This window comes from Pontixanthobacter rizhaonensis (genome assembly GCF_012972675.1).
Classification (GTDB): domain Bacteria; phylum Pseudomonadota; class Alphaproteobacteria; order Sphingomonadales; family Sphingomonadaceae; genus Pontixanthobacter; species Pontixanthobacter rizhaonensis.
Genome location: NZ_JABCRE010000002.1, coordinates 630,735 through 653,085, shown reverse-complemented (window position 1 = coordinate 653,085; position 22,351 = coordinate 630,735). Strand labels below are relative to the sequence as shown.

The following is a 22,351-nucleotide window of genomic DNA, read 5'->3' as shown; positions in this document are numbered from 1 at the left end:
GTCATTCTCCCCTTAAACGTTCAAATCTTGCGGACGGGCTTTACGAAGCCATCCGGCAACCCACATCCGGGTCAGGAACACTGCGGTGAATACGCTGGTGAACAGCCCAACGATCAGCACGATCGCGAACCCGCGGATCGGGCCAGAGCCGAACAGGAACAGCAGCACACCAGCAATAAAGTTGGTGATGTTCGCGTCGTAAATCGCCCGACTTGCTTCTTTATAGCCGGTTTCCACCGCAGCGATCACACGCCTTCCGCGTTTACGCTCTTCTCGTATTCGTTCGTTGATCAACACGTTCGCATCGACTGCGGCGCCGATCGTCAGGACAAAGCCGGCGATCCCGGGCAGCGTCAGCGTGGTGTTGCCGACCGCCATGATGCCAAGCAACATCAAAACGTTGAAGAACAGGGCAATCGTCGCATAGACGCCGAACCGGCCATAGCTCGCAATCATCAGCGCAATAACCGCAATCGAACCGATCATCATCGCGATCATACCGCGCTTGATCGAATCGGCACCAAGATCCGGGCCGACCGTGCGTTCTTCAACCACCGTCAAATCGACCGGCAAAGCGCCAGAGCGCAGAGAAATTGCCAATTGGTTGGCCGATTCCGTCGTGAAACTGCCGGAAATCTGGGCGCTACCGCCGCGAATAGGTTCGTTGATATTCGGGGCGGAAAGCACTTTCCCGTCCAGAATAATGGCGAATGGCTTATTGACGTTCTGTTCGGTCAACTGCGCGAACTTTGCGCCGCCTTGCTGGTCAAATTGGATCGACACAACCGCTTCATTGTTCTGCGGATCAACCGATTGCTGCGCATTGGTGAGATTGTCGCCCTTAATGCCGCCCAAACGGCGAACCGCCAGAGAAGCACCTTCGCCAGGCGTGCCTTCAGCGAACGGGAAAATCTGGCTTCCGGGAGGGGCAATGCCGGCGGCAACATCAGTTGGAAGGGCCGTTTGATCAACCAGTTTGAATTCAAGCTTGGCCGTCTGACCGAGCAATTTCTTCAGCTCATCCGGATCTTGCAGACCCGGTACCTGGACCACGATCCGCGTATCGCCTTGGCGGATAATTGTCGGCTCACGCGTACCCAATGCGTCAATCCGCTTCCGGACGACTTCGGTCGCGCTGTCCATCGCCTGAGTGACGGCATTATCGGCACCATCTTCAGTCTGGGTCAGTACGAGGCGGCTTTCATCAACGACTTCCAGCGTCCATTCCTGGATCAGCCCGGTGCCATTCATGAGCGGCATAATCTCTTCGCGCGCACGATCAACATCGGCTGCATTGTCCAACAACAGGCTCAACTGCCCATCGCGCGTTGACACATCACCAAAGCGGATACGCGGCTCTGCCTGACGCAGTACAGCCCGAACACCCTCTTCCATATTTTCCAACCGTTGCGCCGCAACTTGGGTCGGGTCGGCTTCCAACAGAATGTGGCTTCCGCCGGCGAGATCGAGACCGAGATTGACGGTCGGATTGGGTAAAGCTTCCGGCCAGCGAATATTCGCTGCGCTGAATATAGAAGGAAGCGCCGCTGCGATCATCGCCAGCGTCAGCCCCCAAAGCCAAACCTTTTTCCACGTTGGAAATTCAAGCATCTTTACGCAATCCCGTCCCTGGCCCTGCCGCGTCAATCAGTCGTTTGCGGCTTTACCCGCTGGCGGAATAATATCGCCAATGGTGTTTTTGACGGCTTTCACTTTAACGCCCTGTGCAATTTCGATGTCGGCATAGTCATCATCGACTTTGATTACCTTGCCGATAAGGCCACCGGCGGTGACGACCTTGTCGCCTTTTTTCATCGAAGATACTTTTTCCTGATGCTCTTTCTGCCGCTTCATTTGCGGCCGGATAATCAGGAACCAGAAAATAAGCCCCATACCGACGAGCGGCAAAAACTGGATCCATCCCGGAGGCGCTTCAGCACCTGCTGCGGCTGTAAGAAGATTAAGCATCGGTTGGCCTGTATCCTAATTAGTTCTGTTTACGCTGTGTGCAGACCGGTTCTTCGGCCCCACAGCGTGCATCGCTGAAATTAAGTGGTGCCGCCTAGCAGCAATGCAAGAGGGGGGCAACGCGCCAAGTGTATCCATGCCCACCCCTGTTTTTGGGCCCACCCTTGTTTTTGGGCAGTCACCGCATCGGCTTTCTTTGCAATAATTGTCGCCATTATTGTTGCGCTAATCCTATGTCGGACTTATAGGCCGCGCTCCACCGGATCGGGACGTGGCGCAGTCTGGTAGCGCACTACACTGGGGGTGTAGGGGCCGTAGGTTCGAATCCTATCGTCCCGACCAGTGGAATTCATCTAGCAATCAGTAGCCTCAATCGGGATGAACCGATGCCATAGCCGGACGGCCGCAATCCGGAATCTCTGACAATTGGTAGTTGCATGACTGCTGGCGCGTTTACATGATCAATACGCGGTTGTTGGACGAAGCGGTCTGAATTTGACTGCTTTGGTGCATTGTCTGCGGAGACAAACACGATCCGCTGCAAAGCGCGGTACCGTAGCCATCCAAGCTTGATTGAATGGTTCAAGACCGCAATTGAGTAAAATCCAATCACGGTGAAGCCAAACATCATCAGCACATCTACCATTTCGCAGACCTCATCTAACGGGGGACCAAGCGCCCCAATACAATGACCATTACATCAATTCCGCCGGATCAAATGTAACGTCATCTTACCCCCGTGTAAGAACATGCAAAATACACAGCTTTATGCACAGCAATGATGGCTGATGCCTTGCATCGCATAGCACTCTACATGGTTGCGGGCTGCATCAACCCATCCTATCCTGCCCGTTTGAGAGGATTGATGTGACCGAAACTTCTTTAATCAAAGCGCGATCGTGGCTGTTCGCCCCTGGCGATAGCGCAAAGAAGATGGGCAAAGCCGCAGATGGCGAAGCGGATATTGTCCTGCTTGATCTAGAAGATTCGGTGATGCCAGAAAGCAAGTCTGCGGCGCGGGTCACGGTTCATGCCTTTCTGGCATCGCGCGCCGATCGCCACCGGCTATGGGTCCGCATAAACCCGCTATCGGGCGAGGATGCCCGGATCGATCTGGAAGCCATCATGCCGGCCGCGCCAGGCGGAATATTCCTACCCAAGGCCGAAGGTAAGGCAGACGTCGAAGCACTCGACCAGATGCTGAGCGAGCTTGAAGCCAAGCACGGAATTGCAGCGGGCAGCACCAAGGTGGCTGCCTTGGTCACAGAAACACCCAAGGCGATGTTTACCACCGGCGAATATGCCGGATCGCCGCGATTGGTCGCGATGAGCTGGGGCGCGGAAGATTTGTCCTCTGCCCTTGGTGCGCGGGTACAGTTTCAAGCAAGCGGCCAATATATGCCGACCTTTGAATTGGCGCGCAGCCTGTGCCTTGTTGGTGCCGTCGCCGCCGGAGCCGCGCCGATCGAGACGATCCAGTCCGACTTCCGCGATCTGGATGGGCTGAAAGAACGCGCATTGATGGTCCGCAGCCAAGGGTATCGGGGAATGCTCGCCATCCACCCTGCCCAAGTGCCTGTCATCAACGACGCCTTCACGCCGAGCGAAGAAGAACTCGCCCATGCGCGCGCCATCATTGCCGCATTTGATGCCGATTCCGGCGCCGGAACAGTCGGGCTAAATGGCGCAATGCTGGACCGCCCTCACCTCGATCTTGCGAAAGCCTTACTTGCCAGCGCCTAACTGGTGAAATAATTTTCCTACACCAACCCATTTGGTTAGCACCGCTGCGAATCATATCGCTGGAGCGCGCCCTATGGCATTACTGGAATCCCTTATTGGCCCCATCGCATCGCTGATCGACAAGATCATCCCTGACAAAGATGCCCGCGCCAAAGCCAAGCTGGAATTGCTGAAACTGGAAGGCACGCATGAGCTGCAATCCATCGAAGCGCGCCTTTCCGCCATTGTGGCAGAGGCCAATTCCAAAGACCCGTGGACCAGCCGCGCCCGCCCCAGCTTCCTTTATGTGATGTATGTGCTGCTGCTGACCGCCCTACCCATGGGCATTCTGGCAGCATTCAGCCCGACCACAGCAACCGATATCGCATCGGGCATGAACGCCTATCTCGGCGGTTTGCCAGAGCCGCTCTATGCGTTGTTCGGCACTGGCTATCTCGGTTACACGGCGGCGCGCCAATGGGGCAAGGTAAAGGGTGTAGATCGGTAGAATGCGGGCGCCTCACCGCCAGCAGAGAGAAATGTCTGCTTGTGCCGCCGTTGCGGACCAAAAGTTTGCCGCAATGCCGCTAATAGGAAATCAGCCTTACAATCACTACCAAGCGTCCCCATATCACTACCACGTCGTTACGGCATGTTAGCCGCAACACTGTCTGACGGTGTCTCTTCACGATCAGAATTTTTCTGATTGGCTTTCCTGAGACAGGATTAGCAATCGCCATGTTCGGATGTTCGACAGACCGAACTGGGCGATCCCTCAGGCGCCGCTCAATTGGGCTTCCTGAAAGCAACACCTAAGGAATGCCCGGATGGCCAAATCACAAAGAAAATCCAAGCGTGAAATTCGCAAACCAAAAGCGGAAAAAGCAGCCAAAACCAATGCCTCGAACCCTTCGCAGAAAGCTGGGGTAATACCGGGGCTGGAACACATGAAAACCGGACGCGGCAAGTAACCGCTCAGTCCCGCCCGACGGCAGCAATATGCCGCGCAGAACAAGCGCGGCAATTAGAATTATCGCTGACGGAGCCGCTGCCAAACCGCCGCAATATTGCCGCCGCAGCAGCAGAAGCCTGGGGAAAGGAAGCGGACCACGCAGAAGAGCGTGAAGCCAAGGTGCCAGCCCCCTTGAGCGAAGAAGATGCCGAGATTGCGCGTGAATTTGCTGCCGAGGCGAATGATGGGAAGAGCCAAGATGCAAATTAGAGATGTTATTGTTTACGGCCTGACAGCGCTGCTGGCAGCCATGCTCATCGGCCTAGGGGTCGGGATTTTCTGCTACCTCAAATCAAGACCAAACCGGCCGGGCAAATAACGGTGAAAAGCCGTGCCCCTTCAAATCCTAACACCCGTAACTTCACAGTCCACGAAAGCGTTTCCCATGAAGAAAATCCTAAACAACCCACCTCTCATTATCACTCTTATCCTAATTGCGACGCTGGTATCCTTGGCTCTGAATAGGCAGCTTCCCTGAGCAGTTCTGGGTCAAGAGAATGATAGGTGGCTAGGGGAATGTCTCTTACAATTGTCCTATAGCGGTTTTGAAACCCGCCAGCACACGATTTGAAACCACCCCTTTGCGACTAGCAACCCCTTGTTCTAGATCTATTTCGAGCAAATAAGGAGCCACGAAACCAGCATAGGCATCCTTGCGTTGCTGGGGTAAGTCGATCCAACCCGTTATTGTGCCGCGACAATTCGTGTTCCCGCAACAGCACGGACTAGGAAAGTGGTCGATACGGTAGTTGCGCATGGCGTAATCATAGGTTGCTTCGTCTCCTGCTGCGAGACCTTCCATGGCGACAATATTATGTGCGCCAGATTCGTTGATGATAATACCGCAATTCGGGTTGCAGGAATGATTGAGTATCGATCCAAGCCCTGTGTGAAAACCAAACTTCGTTTTGCTTATTTGCGACGCGTGAGAATGATTGTCGACCGGAGCGCCATCAAGCACACCTGCATAAAGAATTTCGCCGCGTTTGAATGGCTGGAGGGCAAAAATACCTTCACCTCGATCAGGCGTAGCGCGGCGCTCCACAGTTGCGGTCATAACAAAACCCTTTCAAACGCTTGAACAGGAATTCGAGCTTCGGGGCCCCGCAAATGGGCTGGAGGGTACTGTGCGACACCTAACTTTTGCCGAGCCCTCCAGATGAGCGCCTCTGCATACATCGCACCCGTGCCCGCGCCCATTGCATTTCTGCCAAAGGCAATTCTTATCAATGCCGCTTGATGATCATAAAAGAGTTTATTGAGATCCAATGTGCTTCCTCCCTAATGCGGGAGCGCGATGTGGTCTCTCAGTCGAGGATGAGCACGTAGATGACCCCTCGATACCTCCAAAGTGGGCATGACCGGCTGGGTTTACAAGCCTGTGATCATCCAAGCCGCACCGGTCTTTTCGAAAATGTGAGCTGCGCACCCCAGTTCACAGTTTCCTGCTTAGGGTTTTTCAGGAAGCGTAGTCTTCCCGTCCCCCATCCGAACCGCTAAGCCAGCATCATGAGCGTACCGATCACCAATACCGTCTATGTCCTCAATGGACCCAATCTCAACCTGCTAGGCATGAGAGAGCCGGATATTTACGGGTCCGAAACGCTGGATGATATTGCCGGGATGCTGGAAGATCGCGGGCGCGAGTTAGGGTTGGATATCGACCTACGCCAATCCAACCATGAAGGGCATTTGGTTGATTGGCTGCACGAGGCGCAGGCAGAGGGCGCGAAGGCGGTTCTGCTTAACGCCGGTGCCTATACCCATACGTCGATTGCACTACTCGACGCGATCCGGGCGATCCGCACACCGGTGATCGAAGTGCATCTATCTGATCCGAGTACACGCGAAGAATTTCGGCATCTGTCCTATGTTGGAATGGCTGCGATTGAGACTGTTCAGGGTTTTGGCGCGCAGTCTTACAGTGTCGCGCTTGACGCTGCGGCAAAGCTGTAATTCCGGCAGATAATCACAACTTCACAGGCCGCTTTCTCTTGCCCTTCACTGCGATGCCTTGCATAGGCAATGGTGATTTGACGATATCGCCCTGACCATGGGGCAACAACAATAATGAGGCGCAGATGGCCGAATCCAAAGGCGGAAGCGGACGCAAGTCCGGCATGAATGTTGATACAAAGCTGGTTCGCGAACTGGCTGATATGCTGGGTGAAACCGGCCTTACCGAAATCGAAGTGGAAGATGGTGACCGCAAAGTGCGCGTGTCCCGCGCCGGCGGTGTTGCCGCCGTGGCCGCGCCTGCCCCGCTAGCCGCCGCAGCACCGGCGCCCGCCATGCAGGCACCCGCACCAGAAGCTGCGCCAGCGGCGGAAAACCATGCCGATGCGCTGAAATCACCGATGGTCGGTACAGTGTATCTCGCCCCGGAGCCAAACGCGCCAGACTTCATCAGTGTCGGTGCCAGCGTCAAAGAAGGTGACACTTTGGTCATCGTCGAAGCGATGAAGGTGATGAACCCGATTACCGCTGACAAAACCGGTACCATCAAAGCCATCTTGGTCGAGAACGCCCAGCCGGTTGAATTTGACCAACCATTGGTAGTGATCGGCTAATGGGTATTTCCCGAATTCTGATTGCCAATCGCGGCGAGATTGCTCTGCGGATCCACCGTGCGGCCCATGAAATGGGCATCGAAACGGTTGCCGTTCATTCCACCGCTGATGCTGATGCGATGCATGTCCGCCTGGCCGATCATGCCGTTTGTATTGGCCCGCCAGCTGCAACGGAAAGCTATCTCAACACGGCTGCGATTATCTCTGCTGCAGAGATTGCCCAATGCGATGCGATCCACCCCGGCTACGGTTTCTTGTCCGAGAACGAGAAATTTGCCGAAATCGTGGAAGCGCATGACATACGCTGGATCGGTCCCAAGCCGGAGCATATCCGGACGATGGGCGATAAGGTGATGGCTAAGAAGACCGCTGGTGACCTCGGCCTGCCATTGGTCCCAGGTTCTGCCGGCGCGATCAGCGACCCTGCAGAAGCCGCCAAGATAGCCAAAGAAATCGGCTATCCGGTGATCATCAAGGCGGCATCAGGCGGCGGTGGTCGCGGCATGAAAGTATGCGAAAGCGAAGACCAATTGGGACCGCTTATGCAGGCGGCGGGAACAGAAGCAGCCGCAGCGTTTGGCGATGCGACCGTCTATCTGGAAAAATATCTTGGCAATCCACGCCATATTGAATTCCAAGTATTTGGCGATGGCAACGGTGCCGCAATCCATTTGGGTGAGCGCGATTGTTCCTTGCAACGCCGCCACCAGAAGGTTTTTGAAGAAGCCCCCTCGCCCGTATTGTCCACCGAAGAACGCAACCGCATGGGTAAAATCTGCGCTGATGCGATGGCTGATATGGGCTATCGCGGCGCAGGTACGATCGAATTTCTGTGGGAAGATGGCGAGTTCTATTTCATCGAAATGAACACCCGTTTGCAGGTTGAACACCCGGTTACAGAAATGATCACCGGCGTTGACCTGGTGCGCGAACAAATCCGCATTGCTGACGGCAAACCCTTGTCTGTGAAGCAAGAAGAGATCGAATTTAACGGCCATGCGATTGAGTGCCGGATTAACGCAGAAGATCCGTTCACCTTCGCGCCTTCACCCGGTCAAGTCACATCCTACCACGCAGCGGGCGGCATGCATGTGCGCGTCGATAGCGGGCTGTATGCAGGCTATAAAATTCCGCCCTATTACGATTCCATGATCGCCAAGCTGATCGTCTATGGCCGCAACCGCGAAGGCTGCATCATGCGCCTGCGCCGCGCGCTGGAAGAAATGGTTGTCGAGGGCGTCAAAACATCCATTCCGCTGCATCAGGAATTGATCAGACAGGATGACATTTTGAACGGTGACTACACCATCAAATGGCTGGAAGAATATTTGGACAAGCGCGAGGGTTAGTCGGACGATTCTGGCCCGTTAAGGACAGCGAGCCGCGCCGGAAGGCTATCGAGAATTTGCTGTTTGCGCGCGTGTGATGCGGAAGACCATTCCGCGATCTCGTCTAGATGCCGTGCGCAACCGATGCACCAACCAGTGCGGTCATCAATCTTGCATATTGTGTTGCACGGCGAGTCCATGTCGGCAGCTTACTCTAAACCTTCGGCCAGCCTGCTAAACCCGATCAACCCAGCGGCACACCAGGGGCGTGTTTGCTGGTCCGGATCGTCAGTGACGTTTTCACACTTTCCACATTTGGTGCTGGCGTCAGTTTGCTGGTCAGAAATTCCTGAAAGCTCTGCAAATCGCGGCTGACGACTTTTAAGATAAAGTCTATCTCTCCATTGAGCATATGCACTTCGCGCACTTCGGCCAGATCATGCATTGCCTCTTCAAATTCGCGCAAGGCACTCTCGGCTTGGCTTTTCAGGCTGACCATCGCGAAAACGGTAATTGCAAAGCCCAGCTGCGACGCGTCCAGATCAGCGTGATAACCTTTGATCACGCCCTCATCTTCGAGCGCCCGCACACGGCGCAAGCATGGCGGCGCGGTTAGGCCAACACGCTGCGCCAGCTCGACATTGGTAACACGGCCCTCGGCTTGCAGCTCTGCCAGCAAGCTACGATCGATTTCGTCTAGGTTGGCCACTGTCATTGTCCCTGTGTATCTAACGCCGTATATTTATTGTCGCTTCTCAGCGCATAATCGCAGCATCACGGGCAATGAAAGCTGCCTGATCGCGCTCCGCTGCATAATATTATTATTGTTGCCAGCAATTGTCCCGCTTTGCAACGCTTCCGGCTGAGCGCGTTCCTTACCCACATTAAACTGATACGCCCGCATCGACCGGAGGTGTTCTCCGGTCCATATTCCTGCCCGCCCCAATGGAGCCACATTTACCGATATGCACTTCGATGACCGCCTTGCCACTGTGTTGCGCCACCGCGCAGCGGGCGAACGTGCGGCTCGTACGCAGTTCCGGCAATTGCTCGACCTGTTGGGCAGTCAAAGGGGTGGCCGCGACCAGAGCCTGCTGGCCGCAGCGTGGCTCCGGCTGGCAGCCCTAAGCGAGACTATTCCAGCGGCTGATCGCGCCGCTATGATCAACGATCCGGGCCTGCGATTCCGCAACCCTGAACTGGCCGCGCATTTGGCGGAAGACGAACCGGAAGTTGCCGCAGCCGCCCTTGCCCGGGCCAATCTTACCGAAGATGATTGGGAAGCCCTGATCCCGCGCTTGCCTGTGCGCGCCCGCGGATTTCTAAGGCTGCGCAAAGATTTAGAGCCAAGCACGAACGCAATTTTGGCGAAGCTCGGCATTCTGGATCGCGGATTGCCTCAACCTGAAACACAGGAACCCGAAGTTCAGGAGCTTGAGACTCAGGAACCTGACACGCCCGTCACAGCAGCCCCCGCCGGAGCACCGGACCAAACCGCAGACCCGGAGCCAGGGCTGCCAGCGGTCGAGCTTCCAGAGAATGACAACCCGCCAATTGAACCACCGATTGCCGCCAGAGACAACGATACGATCGGGGCAATTGTCGAACGGATTGAGCAATTTCGCAAGGCGCGTAGCAACCAACCGCTGGAAACAACCGATCCGCGCCTACCGCTAGGCGAAATCGCCAATGATGACGGCAAGCCAGCGATTACCGGCTTTTCGTTCACCTGCGATCCGGCGGGCCGCGTTGATTGGGCCGATACCAACATTGCCCCGTCGATTATCGGTACGCGCCTGAACACTGGTCCCATGCAGATGGCGATACGGTTCCGCCAACCGATCCGCAAAGAACCGATGCATTTTGTTGGCGCCCCGGCAATCACTGGTGCTTGGATCGTGGATGCCTTGCCCCGCTTCGCACAGCCAGAAGGGCATTTTCGCGGATATGCCGGAAGGTTTTACCGCGCCGCTGAAACCGCCGACCTTTCGGACATAGATGAAGTTTCAAGCGAGGCCGACAGGCTGCGCCAATTGCTGCATGAGCTGCGCACCCCGGTCAACGCGATCCAGGGTTTTTCAGAAGTCATCCAGCAACAATTATTCGGCCCCACCCCGCATGAATATCGCGCGCTGGCCGCTGGTATCGCTGGTGACAGTGCGCGGATGCTCGCCGGGTTTGATGAACTCGACCGCCTTGCCCGGCTGGAAACGGGCGCTCTCGATGTAGAAGTCGGCCGCTGCGACTTTGCAGCGATTATTTCAGGACAAATAGAACAACTGCAAAATGTTCTGAAACCCAAGACCGCCGAATTCGCGCTGCGGATCATCGACACGTCAGACGTCACTTTGGCACAATCCGAAGCAGAGGCGCTGGCATGGCGGCTGCTCGCCACTCTGGCCAGCTATGTTGGTGCCGGTGAACATATCCACGTTGAACTTGCAGAAAATGCAGGCGCGCTCCGGCTGTGCTGCGAACTGCCTGCCTCCCTCAGCGGCAAGCCGGATATTTTCGCTACCACAATGAAGCCCGCTAGCGGTGCGTTGAGCGCGGGTATGTTTGGCGCGGGGTTCGCCCTTCGTCTGGCCCGCGCAGAGGCACGCAGCGCTGGCGGCGATCTGGTGCGTGTGGATGATTGGCTGTTGCTATCCCTTCCCCTATTGACCGTTTCCGGATCGGCTCCTAGCCCGAAGCAACTCAACGGCGCTGTGGGATGACGCCGAACAATACGTATACTTAGGGGATCACAAGCAGTTGGACCGGCCGATAACCACACCTCCCAAACTTGGATCGGCAGCAAAATTCTCTCAGGATTTCGGCATACGGTCCCTGCTAACGGTTGATACCGAAGAAGAATTTGACTGGGAAAAGCCCTTTCAAAAGGAAGGTCACGGCCTTGGCCATGTGGCCAAGCTCGCCCGTTTTCAGGAATTTTGCGAAGGGCTTGGCGTCTGTCCAGTATATCTCATCGACTGGCCGATTGCGACATCCACAGAAGCGCAAGCCGTACTGGCTGGCCCACTGGCTGCTGGCAAGGCGGAGGTTGGCATACAATTGCATCCTTGGGTCAACCCGCCTTTTGACGAAGAAGTGACTGCGCATAATAGCTATGCTGGCAATCTGCCGCACGAGCTTGAGCGGAAGAAATTCCTGAACCTGCGCGATACCATATGCGCGAATTTCAATGTCGAGCCGCAAATCTACCGCGCCGGGCGGTATGGCCTTGGCCCATCAACCGGGGAAATGCTCAAAGAAGCCGGTGTTGCCGTCGACAGCTCCGTGCGCGCCAATTTCGATTATCGGGCCGCGGGCGGTAGGGATTATAGCGGCTTTCCGCTTGAACCCTATTGGGTTGATGATGCCAAGCAGCTGCTCGAGCTGCCGCTGACAACGGTGTATTTCGGCATATTGCGCAAGCAAGGGCGCACCCTGTACCCCTTATTGTCCAAGGTGCCTCAGCTCACGGGTCTGGCATCCAAGCTCGGCTTGCTGGAACGAATCTCTCTCACACCTGAGGGGGTTACTGCAGATGAGGCATTGCGCGGTATTGATATTGCGATTGATGACGGCTTGCCGCTGCTGGTGCTGTCTTTCCACAGTCCCTCAATCGTGCCGGGCAACACGCCTTACGTCCACAATGCAGACGATCTGGATTCGCTGTATGATTGGTGGACGCGTATCTATTCCTATCTCGATATGCGCGGAGTGCGGCCGACAACCGTAAAAGAGGTCCTGAATTCCGTAGAAAAGTAAGCTTTGTTCGGATCGATGCATTTCCGGGCTTGCGCAGCTCGAATACCCCCGCTAGGCGCTGCCACGCTGTACGGCATCTTATGGGCCTGTAGCTCAGTTGGTTAGAGCTGGCCGCTCATAACGGCTAGGTCGGGGGTTCGAATCCCTCCGGGCCCACCAGATGCCAACTGGTTCAATTCCTTCATTGGAATTGATGAAATGATAGAGTCGGGGAGTGGCGCAGCCTGGTAGCGCACCTGTTTTGGGTACAGGGGGTCGCAAGTTCGAATCTTGTCTCCCCGACCATCATTTCATTCTGGCCGTTAGGCCTCACAACACAATGATATCTATCGCGGCTTAGCCGGACCTATCGCACGTGGGCCGTATCAAGGGGCACGACCTCATGCCGGCGACTTCTCCGGAACCGGTTTCTCTGGAACCGGTATTGGCAGGGGCAACAGCAGATCTTTTGGGGCTGAACGGCTGTAAACCGGGCGCACCCTGTTTCCCCGGCGCACTGCAGAAGCGGTGAGGAGTTTATATCTGACCCAATTCCGCCAGAATTATAGAATGTCACGCCCATAAACATCGCTGCGGAAATCGAATCCGTCGGCGCTGGGTGTGGCAGTTAAATAGACCATATAAATCGGCACCGTTTCGGGAAGATTGACCGATTGCTCTGGATCTGAGCTTGGCGTTGTGGGGGTAAACCCGAACAACCATTCTGCCAATTGCCATGGTTTTTCCAGCCGGACACAGCCAGCACTAAACAGGCGGTTGGACCTATCAAACAACGCTTTGCTTGGGGTATCATGCAGATAGACCCCATACTCATTTGCGAACATGAATTTGATCGTACCCATGCCGTTACCAGGGCCCGGGCGCTGCCGCAGACGCAATTCTCGCTCACCCGACGCGACAAATCGCCAGTTCACTTCGTCATACCCCAGAACACGGGCCGTATCGGACCAATCCGATAGCGCCTCGAACCCGCGTGTATCCAAATACCGCTTACCGCCATCCAGCACGCGTGCCGCATACCGGCTTTGTGTAAGGTCGGGCGGGACGTTCCAATAAGGGTTGAGCACCACACGGTCGATTTCCCCGACCAATGATGGTGTTTGGTCGCTGGCTTTACCCACCACGACTTTCATTGATCCGGCAATCTGCTGGCCGTCAAACATCGATAATTGCTGTACCGCGCTATCGACCAATACGAAGCGGTTCCCCAACCGCCCTGGCAATCGGCGCAGCCGCTGCAAATTGCGGTCAATCAGCCGCGCGTAATGCGCGAAGCCAAGATTGAACGAGCGGATCAGCGTATTATCAATATGCCGCCCCGCCGGTAAATCATGGGCCGCGCGATAGGTCGATATTCTGTCCCCCAAATTGGCGTCGAAAATACCGGCTTCGGGCAGCCCCAGCCTGCGGCGGACCGCCACCACTCTGGGTCCGGCACTGCCTTCGCGCAGCACCGCACCCTGCGATACGCGCTCTTGCGGCAGGTTGCCCCATTCCGCCGTGAAGTTTTCGGCAGCATTGCGGAAGCGAACTTGCAGAAAATTCTCGGTTTCCGCGACCCACTTGACCTCTGGCCATTCCACTTGCTGAGGGGCCGTATCATTGCCCGTTCCAGTCGCGGAAATGTTGGCGGCAATGGCACCCGACGGAGAAGGGGATGCTCCATCAGATGCCAAAACCGCAGGCGCCTGCAAAGCCATCAACCCGCAGGCCAATAGCGTACACATACGCGTATCAAGACGGGTATTCACCAATGCTTAGCCCCGCTCTCCGCGAGTAATCGCAGGAGCGACTTGCTGGACCGGCGCATTGACCGACCGTGCGGTCCACTGCGATGTTTCGTTGCAGCTGCTATTCAATGTCACAGCCTGTCCGGCTGTAAACCGGCGGACATAACCCCAACATTCGCTGGCGCCGCTTGCGTTCAAACAGATTTTACCGCCAGATGCGCTCCATGTACCGTTTGAGCGCAAGCCTGACGGCGCCGCGATAACAGCATTACCGTCTCCGCCAAAAAAGACTGCATTGCGCGTGCCGTCGGAAAACAGAACGTCAACAGTCTGCCCGCGCAGCTCCTCGCCAGACAGGTTTGTTTGGGCTGCAGCTGGTGCAGCAAGCGAGATACTCGCGCCCACCAATCCCGTTAAAACAATCAAACTTCGCATATTTTGCTCCTTAATAATGAACCGGCCGAGGGCCGTAAATTCGTGCGCAGGGCACTGAAACTGACTTACGAATACGTGCCACACGTTTTACTGGAATGTTCCTGCGCACGATGTCTGTCAAATTGTAGAGAAGTAATTTTTCAATTATTTGCGATAATATACATCATCTTACACGAATGCTAAAACAATTGTTTACACTTCTGCATATGGACTGAGCCCAACGAATCACTCTATAAGATACGCCACATCTCGATTTTGATGATAAATTTGAAATGAACAAGTGTTCATATTACCTGTCGATATTTTTATTGAAGTGTTTTGAGGGTTTTATTATGTTTTTTAAGAAAGCAACGAGCGCTGCATTGGCATCGTTTTTGATTGTTGGTTCAGTTGCTGCACAAGCGAACACCGTAACAAGTTCCGCTCCGGCCTATTCATTCGCAGCTACATCACCGTCGCTTCTGCAAATAAGCACGATGATGGGCAACCCCTGTGTTTCTGGCGCGCAAGGATGCGTGCTTCCTCTAAAAGCGCCCGCTCCGGCAGTTCAACCAACTGCACCTGTTACCCAGCCTACAGCACCCGCCGTTGCAGAGGCCGCCCCAGCAGTGGTTGAAGAAGCCGGTAGCGGAATTGACCTGTTGCCCATACTCGTCGGTCTGGCTGCCATTGCAGGCGGCGTATTTGCCCTTAGCGGAAATGATGATGACGACGTGCCGGTATCACCATAATCGCCGAGTGAGTTCCTCTCACTAAGCACAGAAAAAGGCCAGCTTCTCAGACAGAAGCTGGCCTTTTGTTATCCGGTGGATTTGCCCGCAAATTAAAGCAGGTGTTCAACAGCGTCAGTCACCCTGAATTGACCCTTCATAATTGGCGAGGATACCGGTGATCTGGGTCCATACCGCTACATTCTGGCGCAATTGCACCGGATCAATCTTGTCCAGAGTATCATCCGGCGTGTGGTGCAGGTCGAAATAGCGGGTGCCGTCCTGCTGCAAATCGATGATCGCTGTTTTCTGGTCGCGGGCAATGTTGATATCCGCCCCGCCCCGCGCGACGATAGTCGAATCCGCAACGCCAAAGCGCGCTACCGAGGCGGCAAGCTCTGCATGAAGGTCAGGGTTGGTGTCGCGGAAGTTGCTTTCAAAACGCCAGATCCGGTCCGCCCCGAAATCACTTTCATAGGCGACACCAATGGGCTCATCGATATGCGCTTCTGAATAAGCGGTGCTGCCGAATAATCCGACTTCCTCCGCCCCGGCAAACAGCACGCGAATCGTGCGTAAGGGCTGGCCGTGCTTTTGGACATTCAACGCCGCAGCGGCAGCGATCCCGCACCCGGCACCATCGTCAAAAGCACCAGGCGAATTCCACCAGCTATCAAGATGGCAGGCGAGCAGAACCGGTGGGAGATCAGGGTTGGTACCAACAATCTCACCCACGACATTGCCGCTTTGCGTCATGCCCAGCCGCTCCGGCGTCAGCACCAGTTTCATCGTGATGGGACGATCACCGGCACGCTCAAACATCCGTTCAAGATTCGCGGCATCCGGCAGCGATAAAGCGCCCGCCGGTGTCGGGACGACACGGCCGACATCTGTCGATCCATCAGCATTGCGGAAAGTTGTGCCGCCAGTATGCGGGTTGCGGTGATAATCGGTGCCGACCGATTTGATCACAGTGGCAATCGCGCCCTTATTCTTGGCGATCCCCGCCCCGACCCAGCGCGCCGGCCCGGCGAAGCCATATTGGGAGCCATCCTGCGTTGGTGTCATTGAATGGCTGATATAGGCGATCTTGCCCTCTAGGCTTCCCGCAGGCGCCGCGTTTAAATCAGCCACCGTTTTGAACATCACCACTTCGGCTTCGATACCGTCAGGTCCGGTCGAAGCGCTACCGCCCAGTGGCTGGATTACGAAAGGCTGCGGGAACGGGCTGGTGATTTCGGCCTTATGCGTGTCGCCGGGTACCCACGTGTCCATCATGAACGGCTCGTCCGCAACATTCTGGAAGCCCCGCGCCTTGAGCCATTTCACCGCCCAGTCGCGGCCGCGCGCCTCTGCCTCTGTTCCGGCCTGACGCGGTCCGACCTCGGTCGTGACGCCTTCGACAAAGTCCCATGCCGCTCTATCAAATTCCAGCGCCGCATCTGCTTCGGCTTGCGCCGGGTATTTATACACTCCCCCCGGAACTTGCGCAGCGGCCAAAACTGGCATGGTGAAACAAAGGGCGGCAGCGCTCAGCGCGAGGAGTGTTTTTGTCATAGCGGCAGGTGCTAATGCCGCCCCGCTGCAAAGCCAAGCCCTGCTTGTGGCTTAGCCCACACGTCGTGCTTGCCCGCAGCGCGCTTAATCCCTATCTGGCCAGCATATTCAAACAGATTAGTTGCTACCCCGAAGGACCGACACGATGGCCGCGCAATACGCATATGTCATGAAGAACATGACCAAGACTTTCCCCGGTGCGAAAAAGCCGGTTCTGTCGAACATCAATCTGCAATTCTATCAAGGCGCGAAAATCGGCATCGTGGGCCCTAACGGCGCGGGTAAATCCACGCTGATCAAGATCATGGCCGGCCTGGATACCGATATTACCGGTGAAGCATGGGCAGGCGAGAACATTACTGTCGGCTATCTGGCGCAGGAGCCGGAGCTGGATAACAGCAAAACCGTTCTCGAAAACGTGAAAGACGGCGCGCGGGCTACTGCCGATCTGGTTGATCGTTTCAATGCTGTTTCCGCGCAAATGGCGGAACCTGATGCCGATTTCGAAGCGCTCGGCGATGAGATGAATGAATTACAGACGCAGATCGACGCGGTTGACGGGTGGACGCTCGACAACCAGCTTGAGATCGCGATGGAGGCGCTGCGCTGCCCGCCTTCCGATTCCTCGGTCGAGAACCTGTCGGGCGGTGAACGCCGCCGGGTCGCCCTCACCCGCTTGTTGATCCAGAAACCGAGCATCCTGTTGCTTGACGAACCGACCAACCACTTGGATGCGGAAAGCGTTGAATGGCTGGAAAACCACTTGAAAGAATATGCCGGTGCCGTGCTGATGATCACGCACGATCGGTACTTCCTCGACAATGTGGTGGAATGGATTTTGGAACTCGATCGCGGTTCCTATTACCCGTATGAGGGCAATTACTCGACCTATCTCGACAAGAAATCCAAGCGGATGGCGCAGGAAGATCGCGAGGATTCCGGCCGCCAGAAAGCCTTGTCAGAAGAACTCGAATGGATCCGTCAGGGTACCAAAGGCCGCCAGACCAAATCGAAAGCGCGTATCCGCAAATTTGAACAATTGCAGGAAGCGCAGCAGGACCGCAAACCGGGCAAAGCACAGATCGTTATTCAAGTGCCCGAACGCCTCGGCAGCAAAGTGATCGAAGCCAAGGGCATTTCCAAAGCATTCGGCGATAAGCTGCTGTTTGAAGACCTGTCCTTCATGCTGCCACCGGGCGGCATTGTCGGCGTGATCGGCCCCAACGGCGCGGGTAAATCGACCCTGTTCAAAATGATCACCGGCCAGGAACAACCCGATAGCGGCACCATCGAAATCGGTGAGACTGTGCATCTGGGTTTTGTTGACCAGAGCCGCGATGATCTGAACCCGAAAAACAACGTGTGGCAGGAAGTCAGCGACGAGCTCGACTATATGAAAGTGAACGGCCACGACATGAGCACACGTGCCTATGTCGGCGCGTTTAACTTCAAAGGCGCAGACCAACAAAAAGTCGTCGGCAAGCTATCGGGCGGTGAACGCAATCGCGTGCATATGGCGAAGATGCTCAAAGAAGGCGGCAACGTGCTACTGCTCGATGAGCCGACCAACGATCTGGATGTGGAAACATTGCGGGCATTGGAAGACGCGGTCGAAAACTTCGCCGGCTGCGCCGTGGTTATCTCGCACGACCGCTTCTTCCTCGACCGTCTGGCGACGCATATTCTGGCGTTTGAAGGCGACAGCCATGTCGAATGGTTCGAGGGTAACTTCGCCGAATATGAAGAAGACAAGCGGCGCCGTCTGGGTGACGCAGCGGATCGGCCTACACGGTTGGCGTATAAGAAGTTGAGTAGGTAAAGGTGGGGCCAGGCGTTGGATTTAATTCTCGACCTGGCCAACAGATCCACGTTTGACGAGTTCAAACGGAATTTCTTCAACCACATTTGACAGATTGGTGCCTTGGCATCGTTCGATAATCAATTCTGCTGCGCGTACGCCCATCGCTCCTAATGGCTGACGGACTGTCGTCAAACCGGGGTTTGCCCGTGCGGCTTCACGATTATCGTCGAAGCCGACAATCGACATATCCAGTGGAATGGATACCCCTGACGCCTGTGCGGCATCCATAACACCAAGTGCCATATCGTCATTACTGGCAAAAAGAGCGGTTGCGTCGGATTGAAAAAAGCTACTTGCCAATTCACGGCCGGATTGCCGCGAAAAATCTCCGACCTTCATTAAATTCTCATCCAGTTTTAATCCGGCACCGCCCAAGGCTCCTGCAAAGCCATTATACCGACGAATGCTGACCAAATGTTCTTTTGGCCCCCTGATAAAGCCAATTTTGCGATGTCCATTCTCAATCAGATGTTTCCCGATGGCGTTTGCAGCAGTGAATTCATCCATTGTCACTGATGAGCCACGATCCAGATCCAGCAAAGGCGCAATACGCACAAATGGAAGTTTTCGAGATTCCAGCAAACTGAGCAGCGGTCGCAAATCAGATAGTGGTGGTGTTAAAATAACCCCAGATACGTGCTGATCGTCAATCAAGTCCGAAACTTGAACGTCTGAACCGTACACATTGCGGGCGACCAACGAATATCGAGAACGGTCCAGCGGACCAGCTGCCCCTGTGACAATACGTTCCACATAATCTTTACTGACATTGTCCGACAGCAATAAAATTTGGCTCATCGCGAACTATCCCCTTCCCCGTATCGAAGTGTCAGCGACACATCACGATCTGTATGATAGCGCTAACACGTTTTTGCAAGCTGGCGCCAATGGCTGTGCTGTTAGACACTAGAACGCTGTGATTTTCCTACAATCAACGCCGTTGCTACTCTCAAAATCGCTCTTTCTTATCGATACGTTGCCGTTTTATCCCGTTCTAAGGTTACAAGAATAAATATCCCTTAGACTGTGTCCCATGTGTCCCTTCCCTACAGCACTTAACGTGTCGGGCAGGACATTGGTTAACGCAACGCCCCGCCCTTACCATGAATTAGAACGCCTTCTGCCAGCCGACAGTCAGCATCCAATCGCCCGCCATTTGGGGGCCGTTGAGGTCTTGATAAACAGCCTTGCCCAATTCCACACCCAGCCGGTGGCCAGCCAACCCGCCATGTGTGCCAACGAAGTTGACACCGGCAATCAGATCAACCCGCTCGCCGCCTTGGAAATCGGGGTTGGCGGTTTGCACAGGCCCCACAATGCTGGGGTCGATGCCCTCCACTTGCCCCATCGTGCGCGCCTTTACCCGGCCAGACAGGCTGACCCATTGTGCAGGCCGGTAGCTGACCCATGCGGTGCCTTCGTAAATATCACCAAAGCTATAGCCTACATCATTGGTACCCAGCTTGATCGATGCACTGCCCTGCACGCCAAAGCCCATTTTGCCGCGGCGGCCTTTATATGTCAGCGCAGGTTCCACATCCCAAGTGCCAGTGCCAAGCTGCATCATATAGGGCACACGCACAGTGGGCGTTGCCCCCATCGGAGTCAGTATCTGTGCGGTTTCTTCAATCGATCCGGTCGGCAGGCTGACACCGGCTTTCAGGGTCAGCTCGTCGCGCGTGTCATCTTTGGCATCAGGATGGCCGAGCAGCGGAAACAGCGCCGCGACTTTCGTATCACCAAAGCCCTTGGGATTGGTGGTAAAGGTGCCCAGCTGCGTGGTGCCCATACCGCCTTGATAAGTGATATGGTCCATTTCCTTCTCGATATAATTGCCCATCACCATCAGCGTTACCGCATCGGACGGAGCATACATCGCGCCGAGCATATACATATCGGTCCGCATTTCGGTGGGCACGATCCGCAAGGTTGGCGGCTGGCCTGGCGCGCCGAAGAACCGGTTGGGAATGGTGGTGGCGATGGTATCGGCATCAACATCATTGGTGCCGATCTGGTTGCCTTCCATTTCCATATGCATCGCGCGGAAAGACAGCATAAATTCGCCCTTCTTATGCGCATGGTCGGCCATAACGCCGATCGGGGCATGGTCATCTGCGTAGACATCATGCGCCTGTGCGGCGGTGAAGGGAATAAGCGTGGTGGCAAGCGCAAGCGCGCTCGCAAAACGGGTACTGTGTGTCATGGTAAAATCCTGAAATTCGTAATGGCGGGCAAACTGCCCGAATTATGCGAAGTGTCAGGAAGCAGGCGGCCCGGTGGATGGCGGCAGACCGGACGGGAAAATCCCCGTCAAAATATTCGTAGGCGCGCTTTGCGGTGTGTGGTGATCCGGTTGTTTCAGCGTCAGTACGAAACCCGCCATGTCTGCAATCGGGGCGGTGCCCATATCGCATGGCTCTTCATCAGGATCGGTATCACTGCTGCCATGCTCAGATTGCTGAAGCATCAGATACGTTTCATAGAGCGGGTTATCAGGTGTAATCTTCGGACTGTTTGCAGCCCCTGCGTTACACACGCGGATGGTGATCGTGCCATCCGCTGCTTGTGCTGCCATAAAGCCAGACGGGACCAAAGTGGTCACAATCATAGCCAAGCAGGCCAACAAGGCGGGGAACCGGTTCACGCCGCCCCAATGCCCATATCATCGCCGGAACTCAAGCAGTTCTGGCATCCGAATGAATGGCCGATATTCCGGGCCATACCAACCCAAATACTCAATTTAAGGTTAATGGCGGCGCAAGACTTTGTTTGCTTTTCGGCAAGCATTTTACCCTATCTCTACCATCATTAGAAAAAGGGACGACGGTCGTGATCGACATCGAAATTCAGAACGAAACCCACCAAACCAACGAGCGGTTTAAGTTCGCTGTGGTGCCCCGGATCGGGGAAGGTGTTCGCCTGCAAGGGCCAAACGGTTTCTGGGCGTCTTATGATGTGCTTGATCTGTGGTATCAGAAGGCTGATTACGGTGATGTTTGGGTACCGTTCCTGCACGTTCGCAAGACAGAGGGTGAGGAAGAACTGTCGGGTTCGCCGCTCGCTGTGAAAGAACATGGGGAGGTCGTCCCATTCACAATCTGATCAAACGTAATGGCCTGCCGGATCAACCGGATAATGACGCCCAGCAGCCGGACGCAGCACCAGCCGTTGCAGTGCCGTTAAAGGCACCGGCGGCAGCAGAGCAGAACCGCGCCTCGAACCATACTACGCACAATGCCACTCAATCCACCGGAACGCCGCAGCCGCCCCTGCACTATGGCAGGCGGACTTCACCGTCACGGCCAGCTGGTCCAGCTGCCTATGCAGGGCCTGAACGCCACTGCTTACTGGTCGACGATTCGCGGATGATCCGCAAGGTCGCACGCCAGATCGTCGAAGCGCGCGGGTATCAAGTTGCTGAAGCGGAAAATGGCCAAGAAGCCTTGCATAAGTGCCAAATGGCGATGCCGGATCTGATCATTCTGGATTGGGACATGCCCGTGATGACCGGCATTGAATTTCTTGCGGCCTTGCGCGCTTTGGATGTGCCTTCGCAACCCAAAGTTGTGTTCTGCACCACGAAATCGGGCGCGATGGAAATTCACAAGGGCATCAATGTCGGCGCAGATGAATATGTGACCAAACCGTTCGATCAAGCCAGCTTGATGGCAAAGCTTGAGAATATCGGCGCTGCCTGAATCGCAT

The 22,351-nt window shown here is 55.4% G+C and carries 23 protein-coding genes and 3 tRNA genes; 15 read left to right on the top strand and 11 right to left on the bottom strand.

The window, feature by feature from the left end; genetic code table 11:
* Window positions 1-12: 12 nt before the first annotated feature.
* Window positions 13-1,611 (bottom strand): protein translocase subunit SecD, encoded by a 1,599-nt coding sequence (gene secD / locus HKD42_RS03055; RefSeq protein WP_170010182.1) that lies wholly within the window; start codon window positions 1,609-1,611, stop codon window positions 13-15.
* A 36-nt stretch (window positions 1,612-1,647) separates the two neighbouring features.
* Window positions 1,648-1,968 carry a preprotein translocase subunit YajC gene (yajC, locus tag HKD42_RS03050; RefSeq protein ID WP_170010180.1) on the bottom strand — a complete coding sequence of 107 codons (321 nt, stop codon included), beginning with the start codon at window positions 1,966-1,968 and terminating at the stop codon, window positions 1,648-1,650.
* A gap of 265 nt (window positions 1,969-2,233) precedes the next feature.
* On the opposite strand from yajC, the gene HKD42_RS03045 reads away from it, so the two are divergent.
* The 4 genes from HKD42_RS03045 (at window position 2,234) to HKD42_RS03030 (ending at window position 4,661) form a co-directional block, all read left to right on the top strand.
* A tRNA-Pro gene (locus tag HKD42_RS03045) sits at window positions 2,234-2,310 on the top strand.
* A gap of 525 nt (window positions 2,311-2,835) precedes the next feature.
* On the top strand, window positions 2,836-3,711 hold the full coding sequence (locus HKD42_RS03040; protein WP_170010178.1) for an aldolase/citrate lyase family protein: 876 nt from the start codon (window positions 2,836-2,838) through the stop codon (window positions 3,709-3,711).
* Between the two features lie 73 nt (window positions 3,712-3,784).
* Window positions 3,785-4,198, top strand: a complete 414-nt coding sequence (locus HKD42_RS03035; protein WP_170010176.1) for a holin family protein — start codon at window positions 3,785-3,787, stop codon at window positions 4,196-4,198.
* Window positions 4,199-4,517: 319 nt separating this feature from the next.
* Window positions 4,518-4,661 (top strand): hypothetical protein, encoded by a 144-nt coding sequence (locus tag HKD42_RS03030; RefSeq protein WP_170010174.1) that lies wholly within the window; start codon window positions 4,518-4,520, stop codon window positions 4,659-4,661.
* A 564-nt stretch (window positions 4,662-5,225) separates the two neighbouring features.
* Here HKD42_RS03030 and HKD42_RS03025 read toward each other — a convergent pair.
* Window positions 5,226-5,759 carry an SET domain-containing protein-lysine N-methyltransferase gene (locus HKD42_RS03025; RefSeq protein ID WP_170010172.1) on the bottom strand — a complete coding sequence of 178 codons (534 nt, stop codon included), beginning with the start codon at window positions 5,757-5,759 and terminating at the stop codon, window positions 5,226-5,228.
* 452 nt (window positions 5,760-6,211) lie between these two features.
* Here HKD42_RS03025 and HKD42_RS03020 point away from each other — a divergent pair, with 452 nt between their 5' ends.
* The 3 genes from HKD42_RS03020 to accC all read left to right on the top strand — a co-directional run bounded on the left by HKD42_RS03020 (window position 6,212) and on the right by accC (window position 8,621).
* On the top strand, window positions 6,212-6,658 hold the full coding sequence (locus HKD42_RS03020) for a type II 3-dehydroquinate dehydratase (protein WP_211483484.1): 447 nt from the start codon (window positions 6,212-6,214) through the stop codon (window positions 6,656-6,658).
* 125 nt (window positions 6,659-6,783) lie between these two features.
* Window positions 6,784-7,272: an acetyl-CoA carboxylase biotin carboxyl carrier protein gene (accB, locus tag HKD42_RS03015; protein ID WP_246236695.1), complete on the top strand. Its 489-nt coding sequence runs from the start codon at window positions 6,784-6,786 to the stop codon at window positions 7,270-7,272.
* Window positions 7,272-8,621, top strand: a complete 1,350-nt coding sequence (gene accC, locus HKD42_RS03010) for an acetyl-CoA carboxylase biotin carboxylase subunit (protein WP_170010170.1) — start codon at window positions 7,272-7,274, stop codon at window positions 8,619-8,621. The genes accB and accC overlap by 1 nt, the downstream gene beginning before the upstream one ends.
* On the opposite strand, the gene HKD42_RS03005 is transcribed toward accC, so the two are convergent.
* Together HKD42_RS03005 and HKD42_RS03000 are read right to left on the bottom strand one after the other, a co-directional pair.
* Window positions 8,618-8,800 (bottom strand): DUF1289 domain-containing protein, encoded by a 183-nt coding sequence (locus HKD42_RS03005; RefSeq protein WP_170010168.1) that lies wholly within the window; start codon window positions 8,798-8,800, stop codon window positions 8,618-8,620. The genes accC and HKD42_RS03005 overlap by 4 nt on opposite strands.
* Window positions 8,801-8,844: 44 nt before the next feature.
* Complete coding sequence (locus HKD42_RS03000) at window positions 8,845-9,309, bottom strand: Lrp/AsnC ligand binding domain-containing protein (RefSeq protein WP_170010166.1); 465 nt, start codon at window positions 9,307-9,309, stop codon at window positions 8,845-8,847.
* Window positions 9,310-9,565: 256 nt separating this feature from the next.
* Between HKD42_RS03000 and HKD42_RS02995 the strand changes: the two genes are divergently transcribed.
* From HKD42_RS02995 to HKD42_RS02980, 4 genes are all read left to right on the top strand, one after another.
* Window positions 9,566-11,317 carry a sensor histidine kinase gene (locus HKD42_RS02995; RefSeq protein WP_170010164.1) on the top strand — a complete coding sequence of 584 codons (1,752 nt, stop codon included), beginning with the start codon at window positions 9,566-9,568 and terminating at the stop codon, window positions 11,315-11,317.
* A 37-nt stretch (window positions 11,318-11,354) separates the two neighbouring features.
* Entirely contained in the window at window positions 11,355-12,353 is a 999-nt protein-coding gene (locus tag HKD42_RS02990) for a polysaccharide deacetylase family protein (protein ID WP_211483482.1), read from the top strand.
* 82 nt (window positions 12,354-12,435) lie between these two features.
* A tRNA-Ile gene (locus HKD42_RS02985) sits at window positions 12,436-12,512 on the top strand.
* Window positions 12,513-12,561: 49 nt separating this feature from the next.
* Window positions 12,562-12,638, top strand: a tRNA-Pro gene (locus tag HKD42_RS02980).
* Window positions 12,639-12,895: 257 nt separating this feature from the next.
* Here HKD42_RS02980 and HKD42_RS13385 read toward each other — a convergent pair.
* Entirely contained in the window at window positions 12,896-14,104 is a 1,209-nt protein-coding gene (locus HKD42_RS13385) for a L,D-transpeptidase family protein (protein ID WP_170010162.1), read from the bottom strand.
* 6 nt (window positions 14,105-14,110) lie between these two features.
* Window positions 14,111-14,518, bottom strand: coding sequence for a hypothetical protein (locus HKD42_RS02970; RefSeq protein ID WP_170010160.1), 408 nt, complete (start codon window positions 14,516-14,518; stop codon window positions 14,111-14,113).
* A 332-nt stretch (window positions 14,519-14,850) separates the two neighbouring features.
* Here HKD42_RS02970 and HKD42_RS02965 point away from each other — a divergent pair, with 332 nt between their 5' ends.
* Entirely contained in the window at window positions 14,851-15,249 is a 399-nt protein-coding gene (locus HKD42_RS02965) for a hypothetical protein (RefSeq protein ID WP_170010158.1), read from the top strand.
* A 114-nt stretch (window positions 15,250-15,363) separates the two neighbouring features.
* On the opposite strand, the gene HKD42_RS02960 is transcribed toward HKD42_RS02965, so the two are convergent.
* The gene (locus HKD42_RS02960) at window positions 15,364-16,785 is read right to left on the bottom strand and encodes a M28 family peptidase (protein WP_170010156.1); all 1,422 of its coding nucleotides are present in this window, start codon (window positions 16,783-16,785) and stop codon (window positions 15,364-15,366) included.
* 145 nt (window positions 16,786-16,930) lie between these two features.
* On the opposite strand from HKD42_RS02960, the gene ettA reads away from it, so the two are divergent.
* Window positions 16,931-18,604, top strand: coding sequence for an energy-dependent translational throttle protein EttA (gene ettA, locus HKD42_RS02955; RefSeq protein ID WP_170010154.1), 1,674 nt, complete (start codon window positions 16,931-16,933; stop codon window positions 18,602-18,604).
* Window positions 18,605-18,625: 21 nt separating this feature from the next.
* Here the strand turns inward: ettA and HKD42_RS02950 are convergent, their stop codons facing one another.
* The 3 genes from HKD42_RS02950 to HKD42_RS02940 form a co-directional block, all read right to left on the bottom strand.
* On the bottom strand, window positions 18,626-19,444 hold the full coding sequence (locus HKD42_RS02950; protein WP_170010152.1) for a substrate-binding domain-containing protein: 819 nt from the start codon (window positions 19,442-19,444) through the stop codon (window positions 18,626-18,628).
* A gap of 310 nt (window positions 19,445-19,754) precedes the next feature.
* Complete coding sequence (locus tag HKD42_RS02945) at window positions 19,755-20,849, bottom strand: transporter family protein (RefSeq protein ID WP_170010150.1); 1,095 nt, start codon at window positions 20,847-20,849, stop codon at window positions 19,755-19,757.
* A 54-nt stretch (window positions 20,850-20,903) separates the two neighbouring features.
* Window positions 20,904-21,290 carry a hypothetical protein gene (locus HKD42_RS02940; RefSeq protein WP_170010148.1) on the bottom strand — a complete coding sequence of 129 codons (387 nt, stop codon included), beginning with the start codon at window positions 21,288-21,290 and terminating at the stop codon, window positions 20,904-20,906.
* Between the two features lie 56 nt (window positions 21,291-21,346).
* On the opposite strand from HKD42_RS02940, the gene HKD42_RS13210 reads away from it, so the two are divergent.
* Complete coding sequence (locus tag HKD42_RS13210) at window positions 21,347-21,748, top strand: hypothetical protein (RefSeq protein WP_211483481.1); 402 nt, start codon at window positions 21,347-21,349, stop codon at window positions 21,746-21,748.
* Between the two features lie 245 nt (window positions 21,749-21,993).
* Entirely contained in the window at window positions 21,994-22,344 is a 351-nt protein-coding gene (locus HKD42_RS02930; RefSeq protein WP_281356498.1) for a response regulator, read from the top strand.
* Window positions 22,345-22,351: the final 7 nt, after the last annotated feature.

Excerpts from the sequence above, each read along its gene's own strand:
- accB (WP_246236695.1), top strand. The coding sequence starts at position 6,784 with ATGGCCGAATCCAAAGGCGGAAGCGGACGCAAGTCCGGCATGAATGTT.
- HKD42_RS03030 (WP_170010174.1), top strand. The coding sequence starts at position 4,518 with ATGGCCAAATCACAAAGAAAATCCAAGCGTGAAATTCGCAAACCAAAA.
- secD (WP_170010182.1), bottom strand. The coding sequence starts at position 1,611 with ATGCTTGAATTTCCAACGTGGAAAAAGGTTTGGCTTTGGGGGCTGACG.
- HKD42_RS02950 (WP_170010152.1), bottom strand. The coding sequence starts at position 19,444 with ATGAGCCAAATTTTATTGCTGTCGGACAATGTCAGTAAAGATTATGTG.
- HKD42_RS03035 (WP_170010176.1), top strand. The coding sequence starts at position 3,785 with ATGGCATTACTGGAATCCCTTATTGGCCCCATCGCATCGCTGATCGAC.
- HKD42_RS03005 (WP_170010168.1), bottom strand. The coding sequence starts at position 8,800 with ATGGACTCGCCGTGCAACACAATATGCAAGATTGATGACCGCACTGGT.
- HKD42_RS13210 (WP_211483481.1), top strand. The coding sequence starts at position 21,347 with ATGGCCGATATTCCGGGCCATACCAACCCAAATACTCAATTTAAGGTT.
- yajC (WP_170010180.1), bottom strand. The coding sequence starts at position 1,968 with ATGCTTAATCTTCTTACAGCCGCAGCAGGTGCTGAAGCGCCTCCGGGA.
- HKD42_RS02965 (WP_170010158.1), top strand. The coding sequence starts at position 14,851 with ATGTTTTTTAAGAAAGCAACGAGCGCTGCATTGGCATCGTTTTTGATT.
- ettA (WP_170010154.1), top strand. The coding sequence starts at position 16,931 with ATGGCCGCGCAATACGCATATGTCATGAAGAACATGACCAAGACTTTC.
- HKD42_RS02995 (WP_170010164.1), top strand. The coding sequence starts at position 9,566 with ATGCACTTCGATGACCGCCTTGCCACTGTGTTGCGCCACCGCGCAGCG.
- HKD42_RS02970 (WP_170010160.1), bottom strand. The coding sequence starts at position 14,518 with ATGCGAAGTTTGATTGTTTTAACGGGATTGGTGGGCGCGAGTATCTCG.
- HKD42_RS02960 (WP_170010156.1), bottom strand. The coding sequence starts at position 16,785 with ATGACAAAAACACTCCTCGCGCTGAGCGCTGCCGCCCTTTGTTTCACC.
- HKD42_RS03025 (WP_170010172.1), bottom strand. The coding sequence starts at position 5,759 with ATGACCGCAACTGTGGAGCGCCGCGCTACGCCTGATCGAGGTGAAGGT.
- HKD42_RS03020 (WP_211483484.1), top strand. The coding sequence starts at position 6,212 with ATGAGCGTACCGATCACCAATACCGTCTATGTCCTCAATGGACCCAAT.
- accC (WP_170010170.1), top strand. The coding sequence starts at position 7,272 with ATGGGTATTTCCCGAATTCTGATTGCCAATCGCGGCGAGATTGCTCTG.
- HKD42_RS02945 (WP_170010150.1), bottom strand. The coding sequence starts at position 20,849 with ATGACACACAGTACCCGTTTTGCGAGCGCGCTTGCGCTTGCCACCACG.